This is a genomic window from Mesorhizobium erdmanii USDA 3471 (assembly GCF_000472705.1).
In the GTDB taxonomy this organism is placed as follows: domain Bacteria; phylum Pseudomonadota; class Alphaproteobacteria; order Rhizobiales; family Rhizobiaceae; genus Mesorhizobium; species Mesorhizobium erdmanii.
Window position 1 is genome coordinate 121,708 of sequence record NZ_AXAE01000022.1, and the last position, 19,206, is coordinate 140,913.

The window sequence follows — 19,206 nt, forward strand, 5'->3', positions numbered from 1 at the left end:
CCTAGACCAGCATGCCCATCGGGTTCTCGATCAGCCGCTTGAAGGCGACCAGCAGTTCGGCGCCGAGGGCACCGTCGACGGCGCGATGGTCGGTCGACAGCGTCACCGACATGACGGTGGCGATCTTGATCTCGCCGTTCTTGACCACCGCCCGCTCTTCGCCCGCACCGACAGCCAGGATCGTCGCATGCGGCGGGTTGATGACGGCGGCGAAGTCCTTGATGCCGAACATGCCGAGATTGGAGACGGCCGTAGTGCCGCCCTGATATTCTTCCGGCTTCAGCTTACGGCTGCGGGCGCGGCTCGCCAGATCCTTCATCTCGTTGGAGATGGTGGACAGCGTCTTTTCATCCGCATGCCGGATGATCGGCGTGATCAGGCCGCCGGGGATCGACACGGCAACGCCGACATCGGCATGCTTGTGCTTGACCATGGCGCTTTCGGTCCACGACGCATTGGCATCCGGCACCGCCTTCAGCGCCATCGCCATCGCCTTGATCACCATGTCGTTGACCGACAGCTTGTAGGCCGGTGCGTCGCCCTTATCCGTCTTCCTCATCGGGGCCGCCGCATTGATCTGCGTGCGCAGCGCCAGCAGTGCGTCGAGCTCGCAGTCGAGCGTCAGGTAGAAATGCGGGATGGTGGTCTTGGCCTCGACGAGGCGGCGCGCGATGGTCTTGCGCATGTTGTCGTGCGGGACGAGGTCGTAGGAACCCTCCTCGAACAGCTTCAGCACCTGGTCGTCCGACATCGCCTTCACGGCAGGGGCGGATGCGGCAGCTTCAGGAGCCACCGCGGGGGTTTCCTTGGCGCCGCCCTTGGCGATGGCCGCGTCAATATCCGCCTTGACCACACGCCCATACGGGCCGGTGCCTGCGATACTGGCGAGGACAAGGCCGGCTTCACGCGCCAGCCGGCGGGCCAAGGGTGTTGCGCGTGCAACAGAGGGTGATTGGTTGATCTCCCCCATTGTGGGGGAGATGGCCGGTAGGCCAGAGGCGTGCGCCTCGCGCTGAGAGGACGGCGGGACAGCGCCCCCCTCTGTCGGCTTCGCCGACATCTCCCCCACGAGGGGGGGGATTGGAGCCACGTCCTGCTTGGCCGCAGCGGCACCAGCCCCATAATCCTCATCGTCGGCATAGATCCAGGCCACCGGCGCGCCGACCGCAATGTCGACGCCTTCCTTGCCGGTGACGTCGCGCAGCATGCCGCTGGCCGGCGCATCGATCTCCATCGCTGCCTTGTCGGTCTCGATCTCGAACAGCACATCGCCCTTCTTGACCTGCTGGCCTTCGGTGGCGAACCAGCGCGAGATCTGTCCGGTCGCCATGTCCATGTCGACCTTGGGAAGAATGACTTCGGTCGGCATGTCTCAGCGAACCCCTTTCACGAGGTCGCGCGCGGCGGCGATAATGTCGGGGACCTGCGGCACGGTGGCCTTTTCGAGCTCCGGATTGTAGGGGATCGGCGTCTCGGCGCCGCCCAGCCGCACGATCGGCGCGTCGAGATAGTCGAACGCCTCGCTCTCGGCGATCATGGCGCTGACTTCGGCACCGATGCCCAGCGTCTTGACCGCTTCGTAGACGCACATCAGCCGCGACGTCTTCTTGACGCTGTCGATGACGGTCTGCTTGTCCATCGGCCGGATGGTCCTAAGATCGACGACTTCGACGTCGATGCCCTCGGCTTCCAGCGTGGCGGCCGCGTCGAGCGCCTTCTGCACCATGATCGAGGTCGCGACGATGGTGAGATCGCGGCCTTCGCGGCGGATATCGGCTTTGCCGATCGGCACGGTGTAATAGCCCTCGGGCACCGGCCCCTTCATCTTGTAGAGCAGCTTGTGCTCGAAGATCATCACCGGATCGGGGTCGGCGACCGCCGCCAGGAGCATGCCCTTGGCATCATAGGGCGTCGCCGGCTGGATAACTTTCAGCCCCGGCACATGGCCGAGCCACGCTTCCAGGCTCTGGCTGTGCTGGGCTGCGGCACCCGTGCCCGAGCCCGCTGGAAAACGCATCACCACCGGCACCGAAACCTCGCCGCCAAGCATAAAGCGCATCTTGGCCGCCTGGTTGACGATCTGCTCCATGGCGAGCGTGGCGAAATCGGAGAACTGGAATTCGAAGATCGGCCGCATGCCGGTGAGGGCCGCACCCACCGCAACGCCCGCCCCGCCCAGCTCCGAAATCGGCGTGTCGATGACGCGCTCAGTGCCGTAGCGCTCGACCAGGTCGCCGGTGACCTGGAAGGCGCCGCCATAGACACCGATGTCCTCTCCCATCAGGAAGACGCGTTCGTCCATGTCCATGGCGATCGCCATGGCTTCCTGGATCGCCTGGGCGTAGCTCAGTTCACGCACCATCGCGTCCATCACGCCTGCTCCGTATACACGTAATTTCCGGTCTCGCTGATTTCGGGCGACGGGCTCGTCTTGGCGAACTCGATGCCGTCGGCGATTTCCTGGGCCACCGCACCGCGGATGGCCTCGATGCCCTTGTCGTCGATGAAGCCGAATTCCCGCAATTCGTTTTCGAACAGCGTGATCGGGTCGCGGTTCGACATCCAGTCCTCGATCTCTTCCTTGGTGCGGTAGCGGTTGCGGTCACTCTTGGAATGCCCGCGATGACGGTAGGTCTTGGATTCGATCAGCGTCGGCCCCTCGCCGGCCCGGGCGCGCTCGACGGCCTTGTAGGACGCCTCGGCGACCTCCGAGAAGATGTTGCCGTTGACGATCACGCCGGGCATCGAATAGGCGGCGGCGCGGTCGGCGATGTTCTTCACCGCGGTGGAACGGGCGGTCGACGTCGACATGCCGTAGCCATTGTTTTCGCAAACGAAAATGACCGGCAGTTTCCAGACCGCCGCCATATTGAGCGCCTCGTGGAAGGCGCCCTCATTATTGGCGCCGTCACCGAAGAAGGACACGACGACCTTGCCGGTCTTCATCATCTTGGAGGAAAGCGCCGCACCGACGGCGATCGGAATGCCGCCGCCGACGATGCCGTTGGCGCCGAGATTGCCCTTGGCGACATCGGCAATGTGCATCGAGCCGCCACGGCCCTTGCAGTAGCCGGTGGTCTTGCCGAAGAACTCGGCGAACATGCGCTTCACCTCGGCGCCCTTGGCGATGCAGTGGCCGTGGCCGCGATGTGTAGAGGTGATCTGGTCGTCCTCGCCAAGCGGCATGCAGATGCCCATGGCGCTGGCTTCCTGGCCGATCGACAGGTGCATGGTGCCGTGGATAAGGCCGCGCGTATAGCTGTCCTCCGCCCCTTCTTCGAAGCGGCGGATGAGGTACATCTTGTGGAGCACCTCTCTGAGCTGCTCGGCGCTGTACTGGCGATAGACGAACGGCAGGTTGGCGCGGCTGTCCGTGACGGCTTTGCTGGCTCCGGCCATGATCACGCCTCCACGGTTCCGTAGACGAGCTTGTCCTGGCGGGCACGCAGTTCGGCGATCTTCGAGCCTGCGGCCGGCGCCGCATTGGCGTAGGTGATGAGTTCGCCCTTCTTGATCGGCGCGGTGACCGAACCGCCTTGCAGCAGACCGCAGGGAATGGCCTTGGCGGCGCGCGCTTCCGGCGCCGTCATGATCCAGGCGCGGTAGCAATATTCGCCGATCGCATCGAGCTTGTCGCCGGGCTGCATGTCCTTCTTGGCCACGGCGGCGACTTCGGCCACCGGCTTTGCCAGCGGCACCATGTCGGCCTTGCCGTAGAGCACGACGCGGGCGCAGGTCAGCGGCACTTCGAGCGAGGTCAGGTGATAGGGGCGATGGAAGGTGAAATACGGGCCCTTGCCCATCTTCAGATCTTCCATGCGCTCCGAGATGCGCGGATGCGACATGTCGGCGACGACGAAGACGCCGGGCGCGACGCCCTTGCCGATCGAGTAATCGACCACGCCGACCCTGGACAGCACGCCGCCGTCCTTTTGCGGCACCAGAACCTTGTTCAACTCACCCAGCGTTGCGGCCGGACCGTGCATGCCGGCCTTGTCGGGCACCAGCCCGGTGGCGTTGGCGATCGCCGCCATTTCGACCATGGTCTTCGAGCCGTCGACGAATTCGACCAGCATGCGCACATTCATGTGCCGGCGCTTGGCCTCTTCCTCATAGGCCGGTGGCGTCGCGTCGATGTTGAGCGGATTGTTCTTGCCCTTGCCGGCAGCGACGATCGGATGGCCCATCGCCGAGACGAACTCGATCAGTTCCATGCAGGAGGACGGCTCGTCGCCGGCGCCCAGCGAATAGGTGACGCCCAGCCGGTCGGCCTCGCTCTTCAGATAGGCGCCGATGGTGACGTCTGCCTCGACATTCATCATCACCAGATGCTTGCCATGCTCCATGGCGCGCAGCCCGATCTCGGCACCGACGGCGGGAACACCGGTGGCGTCGATGACGACGTCGATCAGATCATTGTTGATGACCAGGCTGGCGTCGTTGGTGACCGCCACCTTGCCGGCTTCCATGGCAGCCGTCATCGCCGAGGCGTTTGACACTTCTCGCGCATGGCCGGTTTCCTGGAAGGCGATGTCCACCGCCTTGCTGGCGGCGGGCAGGTTCAGTTCGGAAATGGCGCCGATTTCGATGCCGGACATGTGGGCGACGCGGGTGACGATGTCGGTTCCCATCTCGCCGGAGCCGATCAGGCCGATGCGGATAGGCTTGCCCGACTTGCCGCGTTCATCGAGATCGCGGGCAAGACCCGTCAACGAAATATTCGACGCCATACCGCTCATTCCTCCCATAGTGCAGGCTTGTTCATTCGCCTGACGGGTATTGAACATCTGTATTTCTGTCAAGACTAATGTCCAATTCCGTGCACTTTTTGACGCCCCTTCACGGAGAACGCGTGCGCGCCAAAAAGGCCGCGCAATGCACCCGCGTCCCGGCAGGACAGTGTGCGGGCGGACGGTCGTCGGGATATGATCACGACGCACGGAATATGGGAGGCTTACTCGACCGGTCGCGACTGCCGCCACGTCATGACTGCCGAGGGCACGGTCTTGAAGTTGGAGAGCTCTACCGAACCGGGAAATCGTGGAAGTGCACGATGACGCCATCGGCATCGATGAAGATCACGGCATAGGCGGGCGGCTCGTGGCCCAGGCTCCAGCTCTGCGAAAAATCGAGCGCCGTCTGGTGGTTGGTGCTGCGCAGCGTGCTGACCGGGATGCCGCGCCAGCTGCCCGCGATCTGCCGATGGACATGGCCGGCAAAGATATGGCGGACATTGCCGTGGCGCGACAGCACCTCGTGGAAGCTGTCGGCGTTGGCGAGCCGGACCTCGTCGAGCACCGGCATGTGTATCGCGAATGGTGGGTGGTGCATGAACAGGAAGGCCGGGCCACGCGCCTCGCTGAGCTTTTCGTCGAGCCAGTCGAGCCGCGCGGCGCACAGCCTGCCCTCGACATGGCCGCTGTCCAGCGTGTCGAGCAGGATAAGGCGCCCCTCGCTGCCGTCGAACACGCTTTGCACGAACCCGCGCTCGCTGGCTGCTTCCGGGAACATCTCGAAAAACAACGCCCGGTCGTCATGGTTGCCGAGCATCAGCCGGCAGGGCGGAGAAATTTGCGCCAGCCTTTCCCGCAACGCGGCATAGGCAGCGCGCTCGCCGTCATTGGTGAGGTCGCCCGAGATCACCACCAGTTCGGCATCTGCATGGTTCTTGCCGATGTCGGCCAGGCAAGCTTCCAGCCTGGCCAGCGGATCGGAGCCGTAGAGGCGGCCACCTGGTGCCATCAGATGCGGATCGGAAAGCTGGATGATTTTCATGGGCAGTGACCGCGGTGTTTTCCCGCTGGCGCCAGGGCGACACCAGCAGACAAATGAAGCTGTTGAACGTTACCTCTACTGCGCCGTCCAGCCGCCATCCATCGGCAATGTCGTGCCGGTAATCTGCCTGGCCGCGTCCGAGCACAGGAACAGCGTCAGCGCTGCAAGCTCCTCGACAGTGACGAATTCCTTCGTCGGCTGTGCGGCGAGCAGCACGTCGTGCTTGACCTGTTCCTCGGTCATGCCGCGCGCCTTCATCGTGTCGGGGATCTGCTTCTCGACAAGCGGCGTCCAGACATAGCCCGGCGCGATGGCGTTGACGGTGATGCCGTCCTGCGCGACTTCCAGCGCCACCGTCTTGGTCAGGCCGGCAATGCCGTGTTTGGCCGAGACATAGGCAGACTTGAACGGCGAGGCGACCAGCGCGTGCGCCGACGCCGTGTTGATGATGCGGCCCCATTTGCGCGCCTTCATGCCCGGAACCGCCGCCTTGATGGCATAGAAGGCCGCCAGAAGGTTGATGCGGATGATGGCTTCCCACTTGTCGTCGGGAAACTCCTCGATCGGCGCGACATGCTGGATGCCGGCATTGTTGACCAGGATATCGAGGCTGCCGAACGCCGCCTCCGCGTCATGCACCATGGCGCTGACAGCCGCACCATCCATCATGTTGGCGTCGGAGTAGCGGCACTTGACGCCGAAATCCTTCTCGATGCCCGAGCGCTCCTGCTCGATGGCAGCGGCATCGCCAAGGCCGTTGATGGTGACATTGGCGCCTTCGGCGGCGAAGGCGCGGGCGATGGCCAGGCCGATACCGCTGGTCGAGCCGGTGACGAGGGCATTCTTCGAAGACAGGGAACCCATGGGTGATCTCGCGAGAGGTGGGAAGGGAACAGGAGGATATAATTGTGCGTCGCAACATGACAATGACAGAGCCATATGTCGATGCGATTACAGCCAGGCGACAAGGTCGGCATGGCTCGCGCCGCTGCGAACCCATGGTCTTCGGTCTGACACGGCACTGTCATGGTGCCGTGCAACATAATCGGCTGCGCATTCGCGCGGTCATTCCTGAACGAAATTCGCCAGGCAAGACTTGGCATGACAAAACTCCGCCTGACAGAACCTTGGGGGTGCAGCTTGGAAATCGCCGATGTCGTGAAGCGCGCCTATGCGATGCCGCTGACCAATCCGTCCTTCCCACCCGGTCCCTATCGCTTCTTCGATCGCGAATACATCATCATCACCTATCGCACGACGCGCGAGGCGCTCGAGGCCGTGGTGCCGGCGCCGCTGGAAATCGACGAGCCGCTGGTCAAGTACGAATTCATCCGCATGCCGGACTCCACAGGCTTCGGCGATTACACCGAGACCGGCCAGGTCATCCCGGTGAGATACAAGGGCCAGCATGGCGGCTACGTCCATTCGATGTATCTCGATGATGACGCGCCGATAGCCGGCGGCCGCGAACTGTGGGGGTTTCCCAAGAAGCTGGCCAGCCCCAAGATCGTCCATGAAGGCGAGGTGATTGTCGGCACGCTGCATTATGGCAGCGTTCTGTGCGCCACCGGGACGATGGGCTACAAGCACCGGGAAGCCGATCACGATTCCGTGCTCGCCGCGCTCGCCGCTCCCAACTTCCTGATCAAGGTCATCCCGCATGTCGACGGCACGCCTCGTATCTGCGAGTTGGTGCGCTACTACCTCACCGACATCACCCTGAAGGAAGCCTGGACGGCGCCGGCCGCGCTTGATCTGCGGCCTCACGTCATGGCCGACGTGGCCAAGCTGCCGGTGCTCGACATCGTCTCCGCCGTCCACTTCAAGGCCGACCTGACGCTTGGGTTGGGCGAGGTCGTCCACGACTACCTCGGTGATCACAGCCGGCTCGCAACCAGCACAACCCAGCCGGAGAAAATTCGTGCTTGAACGTAGCCGAAACAAGGAAGCCGCCGCCACCATCGCGGAAATCTCGGCGCAATACGACCGCATCGCTCTGGTGTTCCAGGGTGGCGGCGCGCTCGGCGCCTATCAGGCCGGCGTCTACCAGGCGCTGGCCGATGCCGGCTGCGAGCCGAGCTGGCTGTCCGGCGTCTCGATCGGCGCCATCAATGCCTCGATCATCGCCGGCAATGAGCCCAGCCGCCGCCTGCAGCGGCTCGAACAGTTCTGGCAGACCATTTCGGGCCGCAAGATCTGGTCCTACACGCCGGAAGGCGACATCTACCGCGACATCCGCAACCGCACCTCGTCCTGGATGGCGATGACCATGGGCCAGCCCGGCTTCTTCAAGCCGCGAAACCCCAACCCCTGGTTCGAGCCGCAGGGCGCCGAGGGTGCGACCAGCTTCTACGATACCGCCGAATTGAAGGACACGCTGGAGAGCCTCATCGACTTCGATGTGCTGAACGACGGCAAGAAGCGGCTGAGCGTCGGCGCGGTCAATGTCCGCACCGGCAACTTCGTCTATTTCGATACCGACAAGGTGCGCATCGGACCGGAGCACATCATGGCCAGCGGCGCGCTGCCGCCAGCCTTCCCGTCGATCCGCATCGAGGGCGAATATTACTGGGACGGCGGCATCGTCTCCAACACGCCGTTGCAATATCTGCTCGACCAGGAAGAGGACCGCTCGTCCCTGGTGTTCCAGGTCGACCTGTTCAGCGCCCGCGGTGTGCTGCCGCGCAGCATGCCGGACGTGCTGTCGCGCCACAAGGACATCATGTATTCCAGCCGCACGCGCCAGAACACCGACAATTTCAAGCGCATCCACGGCCTGAAGATGCGCCTGCTCGATGCGCTCAAGCGCGTTCCCAAGGAGCAGCTGACGCCGGCGGAAGAAGCGCTGATCGCGGACTATTCGGACGCCGGCATCGTCAACATCGTGCACCTCATCTACCAGCACAAGGGTTATGAAGGTCACGCCAAGGACTATGAGTTCTCCGGCACCTCGATGCGCGAGCATTGGGAGACAGGCCTGGAAGACACCCAGCGCACCTTGCGTCACCGCAAATGGCTGACGATGCCGACCAATGTCGATGGCGTTGCCATCCACGACCTGCACCGCGAGGATCCGACCTGAGACTGCGCAGGCCGAAGGCTCTCGAAGGTTTCCTTCCTGACCGGGATTGCGCTGCTCGTGTCGAGCGGCCGTCGCCAAAGTTCGAGATTGGCTGAAGCCTCCAAACTTCGTCATCCCTGGGCGAAGCAGGCGCGCAGCGCCGTCGCGGAGACCCTGGGATCCCGTGACCTTGCTGGGGGGTGCAGCGGAGCAGAATTCTGGACCGTGGCGGCGCTCCAGAGTCCCGGCATGTATCCTCGGGTCTGCGCCGCGTCGCTGCGCTCCTTGCTCCGCCCGTGGATGACGAAGCGTTGGGCGTTTCGCGCCAGTCTCGTAGGCATATTCAACGTCAATACAAACGCGGGTGCCTCTTCGAAATCCGCTCAAAGAAAAAGGCAGCGCCGATCGCCGGCGCTGCCTTTTTTTGAAGTCTCTTGCGCTTCGCTCAGAACACCTGACGGAAGACGATGAACAGCACGAAGGCCAGCGCGATCGAGCATGGCAGGGTCAACACCCAGGCCAGCAGCAGGTTGCGGACCGTCGACCATTGCAGGCCGGAGCCGTTGGCGGCCATCGTTCCGGCAACGCCCGACGAGAGCACATGGGTCGTCGACACCGGAAGGCCGAGCCGGTCGGCCATGCCGATGGTCACCATCGCCACGAGTTCGGCCGCCGCACCCTGGCCATAGGTCAGATGGCTCTTGCCGATCTTCTCGCCGACGGTGACGACGATGCGTTTCCAGCCGACCATGGTGCCGAGGCCAAGCGCCAGCGCCACCGCGACCTTCACCCAGATCGGGATGAACTTCGTCGCGTTGTCGACGGCCTTGTGATAGTCGGTGACCGCCTTGAGGTCGGCGGCCTGCATCGGCAGCAGCTGCTTCTTGTCGATCAGCTTGAGCGCCTCGCCGATCAGGTAGATGTCGTTGCGGGCGTTGCTGACCAGGTCGGTCGGCACATTGTCGACCGAAGCGTAAGGCTGCAGCGAAGCGGTTGTATTGTGGATGTAGGTCTGCAGCGCGACGGTCGTCTGGTCGCTCCAGGTCCGGGTGCGAACGGCATCCTGAACGGCTGCCTTGGCGGCCTTGGCATCGGCGAAGGTGACACCGGGCTTCGCATATTTGCCCAGCGCGGTCTCGACGCTGACCGAGGCCGCCTTATAAGCATCGAGATAGTTGATGTCGGGCGTACGGTTCAGCGCATAGGCCGTCGGCACGACGCCGATCAGGATCAGCATGATCAGGCCCATGCCCTTCTGCCCGTCATTGGAGCCATGCGCGAAGCTGACGCCGGTGCAGGTGAAGATCAGCAGCGCGCGGATCCACCAGGGCGGCGGGGCGTTGCCTTTCGGCGCTTCGTAAAGCGCCGGATTGCGCACCAGAAGCTTCATCGCATAGAGCAGGATCGCGGCGGCGAAGAAGCCGATGATCGGCGACACCAGCAAGGTCACGCCGACATTGGTCGCCTGCGACCAGTCCACACCGCTGGTGGCGCTGCCGGCCGGAGCCATGAACTGGTTGGCGAGGCCGACACCGATGATCGAGCCGACCATCGTGTGCGAACTCGACGCCGGCAGGCCGAGGAACCAGGTACCGAGGTTCCACAGGATGGCGGCAACGAGCAGCGCGAACACCATGGCAAAGCCGGAGGAGGAGCCGACCTGCAGGATCAGCTCCACCGGCAGCAGCGACAGGATGCCGAAGGCGACCGCGCCGCTGGAGGTGAGGACGCCGAGGAAATTGAAGGCGCCGGACCACATGACGGCGAATTCCGCCGGCAGCGAGCGCGTGTAGATGACCGTCGCCACCGCATTGGCGGTGTCGTGGAATCCGTTGACGAATTCGAAGCCGAGCGCGATCAGCAGGGCGATGCCGAGCAGGATCCACGGCACGGTCTTGGCCACTGCCAGATCCTGGCTCAGCGCGTAGCCGACATAGACCACGCCGACCAGCACCAGCACGCCGAAGGCCGGCAGGAACCATTTGGCGCTGCCCGAACTATCCAGCGGATGATCCGGTCTCTGGATACCCGCCTCACTAGAAACTATGTCCACCATGTCCCACTCCTATTGCATTGCAGCAAAGAACCGGGAGGAACGCTATGTCTGGACGATGAACCCTGTGTGACGCCGAGGGGCGGGACTCCGGTCCTTCGACGCTCCTAGACCGGAGCGGAGCTTGTCTTCAGGATTGCCGAGAACAAAGGATCGAAGGCGCGGCTGATCGGCGCCGCCGCTGCGCCCAGCGCGATCGACCAGGGATCCGTGGTGCCGAGTTGCAGGCGCGGCAGCATCCTCCCTGGCCTGTCGGCGATCGACGGCAGCAGCGGTTGCATCGCCTCGACGAGCCGGCGCGCCAGCGCTGCCGGCGCGCCGCTGGTCAGGATCACGGTCTGCGGGTCGAAGATCGACTCGATGAGATGCACACTCCAGCGCAGATCGTGAGCTGCCCCTTCAATCCAGGCCATCATCTTCGCGTCCTCGGCAAGTGCCAGGGCGTTCATCTGTTTATATATATCGCTGTCCGCCGGGTTGAGGCCGAGATGCTGGTAGAGCGAGGCTAGCGAGGCGCGGTGCTCGAGCGGCGTCGAGCCGGGGCCGGCCGGCGCCAGCAGCGCCATGCCGATTTCACCGGCGTTGCCGTTGCTGCCGCTGTAGAGCTCGCCATTCAGGATCAGTCCGGCGCCGATGCCGTAGCCGACATAGAGGCAGACCGCGTGGTCGACGCCGTGTGCGGCGCCGACGATGCGCTCCGCCGTGGCGCAGGCGGCGGCATCGTTCTGCAGCCCCACATTCAGTCCCGTGCCTTTGGCCAGTGTCTCCAGCAGAGGGAATTTCTGCCAGGCCGGCATCATCCACTTGTCGTCGGAATCCTTCAGGCCGAAAGGGCCGGGCATGGCAACGCCGAGACCGACCAACCGTTTTTCCGACTGGGCCGAAATGCCGGCCAGGTCACGGCGGACACCCGCGATCAGCTCGAGGATGATCTCGACGCCTTTCGACGGCTCGTCGAAAGGCAGGTTCGCTTCGGCCCGCGCCAGCACGCTGCCCATCAGGTCGACGGCGACGGCGCGCGTCAGATGGCGGTCGATATGCAGGCCGATGGCGAAGGCGCCTTCGGGCACTAGCCGGTACGGCGTCGAGGGTTGCCCCCGGCCCTTGCGCACCGCATCGAGCGCGACGACCAGGCCGTCGCTTTCCAGGTCCTCGATGATGTTGGAGACCGCCTGCTTGGTGAGCTGCGTCGCCCGCGCCAGATCGGCCCGCGACAGGGCGCCGTTTAGGCGCAGCGCCTCGATCATGACCCGGCGGTTGTGCGCGCTGGTGCCTTCCTGATTGGTGCCACTTTTGGCGCGGATCGGGCTGATGTCGTCCACCGGCGTTTCCCCTCTTGACTCCATTAGAATATTGATCGACTAATTAAGTCAAGCGAGTTGACTTAATGCGAACCGACCACCTCAAAAACAAGATGGCAAAGGCCCCTCCGCCTGTCGCCACCGGTCGGCCGGGAAACCATCAGGTCACGCGACATGGATCCGGGAAGACGATGCGAGATATCAGCATCGCCAGCCCGTCAACGCCAGAAATGGGAGATGAAGATGCTTAAGACAATCACCAAGACACTGGTCGGCGCGGTCTTCGCCGGAGGACTGCTCGTCCCTCACGCTTTCGCCGAAACGACGCTCAACGCTCTGTTCATGGCGCAGGCTGCCTACAGCGAAGCCGACGTGCGCGCCATGACGGACGCCTTCACCAAGGCCAATCCGGACGTCAAGGTAAATCTCGAATTCGTCCCTTATGAAGGCCTGCACGACAAGACGGTGCTCGCGCAAGGGTCGGGCGGCGGCTACGACGTGGTGTTGTTCGACGTCATCTGGCCGGCCGAATACGCCACCAACAAGGTGCTCGTCGACGTGTCGTCGAAGATCACCGACGACATGAAGAAGGGCGTGCTGCCCGGCGCCTGGACCACGGTCCAGTATGACGGCAAGTACTATGGCATGCCGTGGATCCTCGACACAAAATATCTCTTCTACAACAAGGAGATCCTGGAAAAGGCCGGCATCAAGACGCCACCGAAGACCTGGGAAGAACTCGGCGCACAGGCCAAGATGATCCAGGACAAGGGCCTGCTGAAGACGCCGATCGCCTGGAGCTGGTCGCAGGCCGAAGCGGCGATCTGCGACTACACCACGCTGGTCAGCGCCTATGGCGGCGACTTCCTCAAGGACGGCAAGCCGGACTTCCAGAACGGCGGCGGCCTCTCGGCGTTGAAGTACATGGTCGACAGCTACAAGTCTGGCCTCACCAACCCGAATTCCAAGGAATTCCTGGAAGAGGACGTGCGCAAGGTCTTCGAAAACGGTGACGCCGCCTTCGCGCTCAACTGGACCTACATGTACAACATGGCCAACGACCCGAAAGACTCGAAAGTGTCGGGCAAGGTCGGCGTCGTGCCGGCGCCGGGCGTCACCGGCATAAGCGAGGTGTCGGCCGTCAACGGTTCGATGGGCCTCGGCGTTACCGCGGTCTCGAAGCATCCGGACGAAGCCTGGAAATACATTGAATACATGACCTCGCAGGCGACGCAGAACCAGTATGCCAAGCTCTCGCTGCCGATCTGGGCCTCGTCCTACGACGACCCGGCCGTCACCAAGGGCCAGGAAGAGCTGATCGCCGCCGCCAAGCTCGGCCTGGCCGCCATGTATCCGCGTCCGACCACGCCGAAATATCAGGAACTCTCGACCGCACTGCAGCAGGCGATCCAGGAATCGCTGCTCGGCCAGTCGTCGCCCGAGGATGCCTTGAACACGGCTGCCAAAAACAGCGGCCTCTAAGCAAGTCTGATCCTCTGTACGGGCGGCTTTTTGCCGCCCGTGCTATGTCTGAACCATCATAGAAGAGAGGCTGCTCTGATGTCGGGCACCTGGATGACGACTCGCGCCTGGTTGCTGATGCTGCCTTTGCTCGTGGTCATGGTCGCTGTGATCGGCTGGCCGCTGGTCGATACGGTCAACCTTTCTTTCACCGACGCCAAGCTGGTCGGCACCGGCGGCAATTACGTCGGCTTCGACAATTACACCAACATGCTGTCGAGCTCGAACTTTTCGCGCACGCTGATCACCACGACGCTGTTCGCGGTGATTTCGGTTGCCGCCGAAATGGTGATTGGCGTACTCGCCGCTTTGCTTCTCAATCAGCAATTCCACGGCCGCGCCGTCCTGCGCGCTTTGATGATCCTGCCCTGGGCCTTGCCGACGGTGGTCAACGCCACCCTGTGGCGGCTGATCTACAATCCCGAATATGGCGCGCTGAACGCTGCCTTGACGCAACTGCATCTAATCGATGCCTACCGCTCATGGCTGGGCGAGCCCGGCACGGCGCTGGCGGCCCTGATCGTCGCCGACTGCTGGAAGAATTTTCCGCTGGTGGCGCTGATTGCGCTGGCGGCCCTGCAGGCGGTCCCGCGCGACATCACCGCTGCCTCGCTGGTCGATGGTGCGGGAGCCTTCAACCGCTTCCGCTTCGTCATCTTGCCCTATCTTGCCGGCCCGCTGATGGTGGCGCTGGTGTTGCGCACCATCGAGGCCTTCAAGGTCTTCGACATCATCTGGGTGATGACCCGCGGCGGCCCCGCCAACAGCACGCGCACGCTGTCGATCCTCGTCTACCAGGAGGCCTTCTCCTTCCAGCGCGCCGGCTCCGGCGCATCGCTGGCGCTGATCGTTACCCTGCTGGTCACCGTGCTCGCCGTTGCCTACGCGGCATTGGTCAGGAAGACCGCCGGGAGCGCTGCCTGATGGAACGCAGGAGTACCACCTTTACGGTCTTCATCTACGCCAGCGCGCTGCTGCTGGCCGCCATCATCCTGGCGCCCATCGCCTGGCTGTTCATCATGAGCATTTCGCCGGCCGCCGACCTCGCCGCCAAGCCGCTGCGCTGGTGGCCGCAAACCGCCGATTTTTCCCGCTACCAGACATTGCTGTCGACCGCCGAAAACAGCGCCGGCGCCGCCTTCACCTCGTCGCTGCGCAACAGCCTGGAGATAGCAGGCATGGCGACGTTGGCGGCACTCGCTCTGGCCATCCCCGCCGGCTGGGCGGTGTCGCGTACGCCGGCGATCGGCTGGTCTCTGTCCATGGTCATCGCCACCTACATGCTGCCGCCGGTGGCGCTCGCCGTGCCGCTCTATATGGGCTTGTCGCATGTCGGCCTGCTCAACAATGTCTTCGGCCTGGCGTTGGTCTATTTGACCATCTTGGCGCCCTTCACCACCTGGCTGATGAAGTCGGGCTTCGATTCCATTCCACGCGAGATCGAAGCGGCGGCGATGATCGATGGCGCCGGCCTGTTCCAGACCTTGCGCATCATCACGTTGCCGCTGGCGGCACCGGTCATGGCGACGTCGGCGCTGTTTGCCGTGTTGCTCGCCTGGGACGAATTCTTCTATGCGCTGCTGTTTACCTCCGACCAGCGCGCCAAGACCTTGACCGTCGCCATCGCCGATCTGGCCGGCGGCCGTGTTTCCGACTATGGGCTGATAGCCACCGCCGGCGTACTGGCCGCCTTGCCGCCGGTGCTGATCGGCCTGGTCATGCAGCGCGCGCTGATTTCGGGCCTGACCAGCGGCGGTGTGAAAGGATAATGATGACTGCCACAAAAATTCGACCGGCCGGACTGGTCGCCATCGATCGCGAAATGGCACGCCAGCGAGCGGACGCGCGTGCCTCGTTCGAGAACAACGCTGCCAAGGCGCAAGAAGTCGCCTCTTCGATCAGGAAGACCGGCCGCCTGCTGCTGCTCGGCATGGGCGGCTCGCATGCGGTCGGCCGGGCTGTCGAGCCGCTCTATCGCGCGCTTGCCATCGATGCGCTGGCCATGCCGCTGTCCGAACAGCTCGGCCAGCCGCTGCCGCTCAACGGCAAGACGGTGCTGGTCACCTCGCAATCCGGCGAGAGCGCCGAGGTTGTCAGATGGTTTTCTGAAGCCGGCAGCGCCGCCGATGTTTTCGGCCTGACGCTCGAAGGCGGCTCGTTCCTCGCCCGCACCGCGCCTTGCCTGGTCGGCACTGGCGGCACCGAACTGGCCTTCGCCGCCACCCGCAGCCTGACCGTGACCTTCGCCTTGCACCTGGCCATCCTGGCAGCGTTGGGTGAAGAACCGACCGCCGCGCTCGGTGCATTGAACCAGCCGCCAGATAGCGACATTACACAGGCGCTCGCAGTGCTGGAAAAGGTGACGACCATCGTCACCTCCGGCCGCCGGCTGCAGGGCATCGCCGAGGCGCTGGCGCTCGGCCTCACCGAACTGTCGCGGCTGCCCTGCTTTTCGCTCGAAGGCGGCCAGTTGCGGCACGGTCCGATGGAGATGCTCGGCCCGAAAATCGGTGTCATCCTGTTTCGCGGCAACGACCCGACCGCGGAGCTGGTGACCGCGATGGCCACCTCGGTGGTCGAGGCCGGCGCGCCGCTCATCGTCTTCGACGCCTCGGGGCAATCGCCGGTCGCGGGCGCCGTCACGCTCTCGTTCAAATTGGCCACGGGCCTCGCCGCCGTCTTCGCCATGCTGCCAGTAGCACAGCGCCTGATGATCGCCTTCGCTGACAGCCGCGTCGACAATGCCGGCACGCCGGTGCGCTCCACCAAGATCACCAGGAGCGAGTGATGCGTCCGCTTGCGGTGATCGGCAACGTCAATGTCGACCTGATCGTCGGCCCGGTCGAGCCATGGCCGAAGGCGGGCACGGAAACCGTCGTCGACCATGACGAACTGCGCGTTGGTGGACAGGCCGGAAATACTGGACTTGCCTGGCAGGCGCTGGGCGTTGATTTCAAGATCGCCGCCAATGTCGGCGACGACCAGTTCGGCCACTGGCTGCGCGAGGCGTTCGGCAGCCGCGCCGCGACATGGCCGGTCCGGCCCGAAGGCACGACACTGTCCGTCGGCATGACCCACCCTGATGGCGAGCGGACCTTCTTCACCACGCGTGGCCACCTGCCGCGCTTCAGCCTTGCCGATGTCTTGGCTGTCCTCGATGGCAATGCGCTCTCTGGGGGCTACGCGCTGTTGTGCGGCTCCTTCCTGACCGACGATCTCACCCGCGATTACGACGGTTTTTTCAACTGGGCTGACCGCCACGGCATCGCCGTGGCGCTTGATACCGGCTGGCCTATCGATGGCTGGACCGAAGCCAACTGCGCCGCGACCCGCACGTGGCTCTCGCGCTGCGCGCTGGCGCTGTTCAACGAAGTTGAGACCGTAACCCTGGCGGGAACGCCAAGCCCGCAGCAGGCCGCGCGCGATATCCGGTCCAGCATGCGGCAGGGCGCCGCCTTCGTCGTCAAGCGTGGACCGCGAGGGGCCATCGCCATCGGTCCGGATGGAGCGCTCGTCGAAGCCGTAGCGCCGGATGTCCGCGTCGTCGACACGATCGGCGCCGGCGACGTCTTCAACGCCGCCTTCCTCGCCGCCTTCGCCCACGAACAACCACTGTTCGCCTGCCTGTCCGCCGCGACGCATGTCGCCTCGCGCGCCATTTCCACTCTGCCTCGCAACTATGGCGGGCCGATGCAGTTCGAGGGATCCACGCATGAGCGCGCTTGAAATCCGTAACGTCCGCAAGAACTACGGCAGCGTCGAAACGCTGAAAGGTATCGACATCGCGCTGCAGAGTGGCGAGTTCCTGGTGCTGCTCGGCTCGTCAGGCTGCGGAAAGTCGACACTTCTCAACATCATCGCGGGTCTCGCCGAAGCGACGAGCGGCGACGTGCTGATCGGCGGTCGCTCGATCCTTGGCGTCCACCCCAAGAACCGCGACATCGCCATGGTCTTCCAGTCCTACGCGCTCTATCCGAACCTGACGGTCCGCCGCAACATCGGCTTCGGCCTGGAGATGCGCGGCGTCGCCGCCGACGACCGCGAAAAGGCGGTGAACGAGGCGGCAAGACTGCTGCAGATCGAAGCCCTGCTCGACCGCAAGCCGAGCCAGCTTTCCGGCGGCCAGCGCCAGCGCGTCGCCATAGGCAGGGCGCTGGTGCGCAAGCCGCAGGTCTTCCTCTTCGACGAGCCGCTGTCCAACCTCGACGCCAAGCTGCGCCTGGAAATGCGCACCGAATTGAAGCGCCTGCACCAGATGCTGCAGACCACCGTCGTCTATGTCACCCACGACCAGATCGAGGCGATGACGCTGGCGACACGCATCGCGGTCATGCGCGACGGCATTATCGAGCAACTCGGCACGCCGGAAGAGATCTACAACGAACCGGCGACGCTCTACGTCGCCGGCTTCGTCGGCGCGCCATCGATGAACATGCTGCAATCCACCGTCGAGGGCGGCACGCTGGCAATCGATGGTTCTCCCGCGCGGCTGCCCTTGCCTGCCCGTTTCAGCAAAGCGATTGGGAACGGCGCACGTGTCGTGGTCGGCATAAGACCCGAGGCGTTGCGCGTCGCGGCGGGCGCTGCCGAACCGTCACTGCCGGTGGAAATAGAGGTAGTCGAACTGACCGGTCCCGAACTGGTCGCAACCGCGCGGGTCGGCACGCAGCGACTGACTGCCTGCTTGCCTCCGGCTGCCCGTGTCTCGAAAGGCCAGGCAAGCATCTTTGCCTTTGGCGAGGACGCGATGCGGCTCTTTGACCCTGACACGGGTAAGGCTTTTTGAGCCTGAAGCCGATTTCTATCGGCTGAAAGCCTTCAGGATTGCATCCCGGAGGCTTGCTCCGCATCGGGTGATCCGGCGATCTCCAGCAAGGACGCCACCAGCAGTTCCCGTTCGTCCTTCGACAGCACGCCGGAATCGAACAGATTCATGCTGCGCAATCCCTCTATGGCGACATAACAGACCAGCAGCGATTTGAGGTCGTTGGTTTCGCCCTTCAGCCGTTCGAAAAGCTGCTGCTTGAATGTCTTTATCGGCGTCATGAAATCGGGATCCTCGGCGATCGCCGAAAATATCCAGGAGGCCGAGGGCTGCTTTTCCTCGCAATCGTTGGCCGACAGTTTGATATAGACGGCGAGCGGGTTTGCGCCACCGTCATTGCCGTTGGCGGTTTCCAGCGCCTGCTCGAAATCGCGCAGATAGCCCTCCACCAGCCCCTGCATCAATTTGGCCTTGGTCGGGAAATTGTAGAGCAGCCCGCCCTTCGACACGCCGGCGCGGCTGGCCACCGCTTCCAGCGACAGGCTGCCAGGCCCGGATTCCCGGGCGACATCAGCCGCAGCGGCGAGAATTTTCTCGCGCGAGTTCGGTCGTTGGGCTCTCATGGCGCCTCCCTTCGCAAGCTTAGGCCCAATTGACAAGACCGTCCAGACGGTACAGTAAAGCCGCCACTATTTGAAATCGGGACCTGCGGTCGATAGGTGTCCCGATG

At 63.8% G+C, this 19,206-nt stretch carries 17 protein-coding genes; 8 read left to right on the forward strand and 9 right to left on the reverse strand.

Annotated features, from left to right (window positions below):
• Window position 1: 1 nt before the first annotated feature.
• The 6 genes from A3AU_RS0118965 to A3AU_RS0118990 form a co-directional block, all read right to left on the reverse strand.
• On the reverse strand, window positions 2-1,369 hold the full coding sequence (locus A3AU_RS0118965) for a pyruvate dehydrogenase complex dihydrolipoamide acetyltransferase (RefSeq protein ID WP_027054266.1): 1,368 nt from the start codon (window positions 1,367-1,369) through the stop codon (window positions 2-4).
• Window positions 1,370-1,372: 3 nt separating this feature from the next.
• Window positions 1,373-2,371: an alpha-ketoacid dehydrogenase subunit beta gene (locus A3AU_RS0118970; protein ID WP_027054267.1), complete on the reverse strand. Its 999-nt coding sequence runs from the start codon at window positions 2,369-2,371 to the stop codon at window positions 1,373-1,375.
• The gene (locus A3AU_RS0118975) at window positions 2,371-3,399 is read right to left on the reverse strand and encodes a thiamine pyrophosphate-dependent dehydrogenase E1 component subunit alpha (protein WP_027054268.1); all 1,029 of its coding nucleotides are present in this window, start codon (window positions 3,397-3,399) and stop codon (window positions 2,371-2,373) included. The genes A3AU_RS0118970 and A3AU_RS0118975 overlap by 1 nt, the downstream gene beginning before the upstream one ends.
• 2 nt (window positions 3,400-3,401) lie before the next feature.
• A complete protein-coding gene (locus tag A3AU_RS0118980; protein WP_027054269.1) occupies window positions 3,402-4,730 on the reverse strand; it encodes an NAD(P)H-dependent oxidoreductase in 1,329 nt (442 codons plus the stop codon).
• 292 nt (window positions 4,731-5,022) lie between these two features.
• Window positions 5,023-5,775: a phosphodiesterase gene (locus tag A3AU_RS0118985; RefSeq protein ID WP_027054270.1), complete on the reverse strand. Its 753-nt coding sequence runs from the start codon at window positions 5,773-5,775 to the stop codon at window positions 5,023-5,025.
• Between the two features lie 75 nt (window positions 5,776-5,850).
• Window positions 5,851-6,639, reverse strand: coding sequence for a 3-hydroxybutyrate dehydrogenase (locus tag A3AU_RS0118990; RefSeq protein ID WP_027054271.1), 789 nt, complete (start codon window positions 6,637-6,639; stop codon window positions 5,851-5,853).
• A gap of 276 nt (window positions 6,640-6,915) precedes the next feature.
• Between A3AU_RS0118990 and A3AU_RS0118995 the strand changes: the two genes are divergently transcribed.
• The gene (locus A3AU_RS0118995) at window positions 6,916-7,704 is read left to right on the forward strand and encodes an acetoacetate decarboxylase (RefSeq protein WP_032917678.1); all 789 of its coding nucleotides are present in this window, start codon (window positions 6,916-6,918) and stop codon (window positions 7,702-7,704) included.
• Window positions 7,697-8,857 (forward strand): patatin-like phospholipase family protein, encoded by a 1,161-nt coding sequence (locus A3AU_RS0119000; RefSeq protein ID WP_027054273.1) that lies wholly within the window; start codon window positions 7,697-7,699, stop codon window positions 8,855-8,857. Before A3AU_RS0118995 ends, A3AU_RS0119000 begins: the two co-directional genes overlap by 8 nt.
• 424 nt (window positions 8,858-9,281) lie before the next feature.
• On the opposite strand, the gene A3AU_RS0119005 is transcribed toward A3AU_RS0119000, so the two are convergent.
• Entirely contained in the window at window positions 9,282-10,892 is a 1,611-nt protein-coding gene (locus tag A3AU_RS0119005) for an inorganic phosphate transporter (RefSeq protein WP_027054274.1), read from the reverse strand.
• 104 nt (window positions 10,893-10,996) lie between these two features.
• Window positions 10,997-12,211 carry an ROK family transcriptional regulator gene (locus tag A3AU_RS0119010; RefSeq protein ID WP_027054275.1) on the reverse strand — a complete coding sequence of 405 codons (1,215 nt, stop codon included), beginning with the start codon at window positions 12,209-12,211 and terminating at the stop codon, window positions 10,997-10,999.
• 222 nt (window positions 12,212-12,433) lie between these two features.
• Between A3AU_RS0119010 and A3AU_RS0119015 the strand changes: the two genes are divergently transcribed.
• The 6 genes from A3AU_RS0119015 to A3AU_RS0119040 all read left to right on the forward strand — a co-directional run bounded on the left by A3AU_RS0119015 (window position 12,434) and on the right by A3AU_RS0119040 (window position 18,497).
• The gene (locus A3AU_RS0119015) at window positions 12,434-13,672 is read left to right on the forward strand and encodes an extracellular solute-binding protein (RefSeq protein ID WP_027054276.1); all 1,239 of its coding nucleotides are present in this window, start codon (window positions 12,434-12,436) and stop codon (window positions 13,670-13,672) included.
• A 78-nt stretch (window positions 13,673-13,750) separates the two neighbouring features.
• Window positions 13,751-14,635, forward strand: a complete 885-nt coding sequence (locus A3AU_RS0119020) for a carbohydrate ABC transporter permease (protein ID WP_027054277.1) — start codon at window positions 13,751-13,753, stop codon at window positions 14,633-14,635.
• The gene (locus A3AU_RS0119025; protein ID WP_027054278.1) at window positions 14,635-15,480 is read left to right on the forward strand and encodes a carbohydrate ABC transporter permease; all 846 of its coding nucleotides are present in this window, start codon (window positions 14,635-14,637) and stop codon (window positions 15,478-15,480) included. The genes A3AU_RS0119020 and A3AU_RS0119025 overlap by 1 nt, the downstream gene beginning before the upstream one ends.
• Complete coding sequence (locus A3AU_RS0119030; RefSeq protein WP_027054293.1) at window positions 15,477-16,499, forward strand: SIS domain-containing protein; 1,023 nt, start codon at window positions 15,477-15,479, stop codon at window positions 16,497-16,499. Before A3AU_RS0119025 ends, A3AU_RS0119030 begins: the two co-directional genes overlap by 4 nt.
• Window positions 16,499-17,437 (forward strand): PfkB family carbohydrate kinase, encoded by a 939-nt coding sequence (locus A3AU_RS0119035; protein ID WP_027054279.1) that lies wholly within the window; start codon window positions 16,499-16,501, stop codon window positions 17,435-17,437. Before A3AU_RS0119030 ends, A3AU_RS0119035 begins: the two co-directional genes overlap by 1 nt.
• Complete coding sequence (locus A3AU_RS0119040; protein WP_027054280.1) at window positions 17,424-18,497, forward strand: ABC transporter ATP-binding protein; 1,074 nt, start codon at window positions 17,424-17,426, stop codon at window positions 18,495-18,497. Before A3AU_RS0119035 ends, A3AU_RS0119040 begins: the two co-directional genes overlap by 14 nt.
• A 32-nt stretch (window positions 18,498-18,529) precedes the next feature.
• Here the strand turns inward: A3AU_RS0119040 and A3AU_RS0119045 are convergent, their stop codons facing one another.
• Entirely contained in the window at window positions 18,530-19,099 is a 570-nt protein-coding gene (locus tag A3AU_RS0119045; RefSeq protein WP_027054281.1) for a TetR/AcrR family transcriptional regulator, read from the reverse strand.
• Window positions 19,100-19,206: the final 107 nt, after the last annotated feature.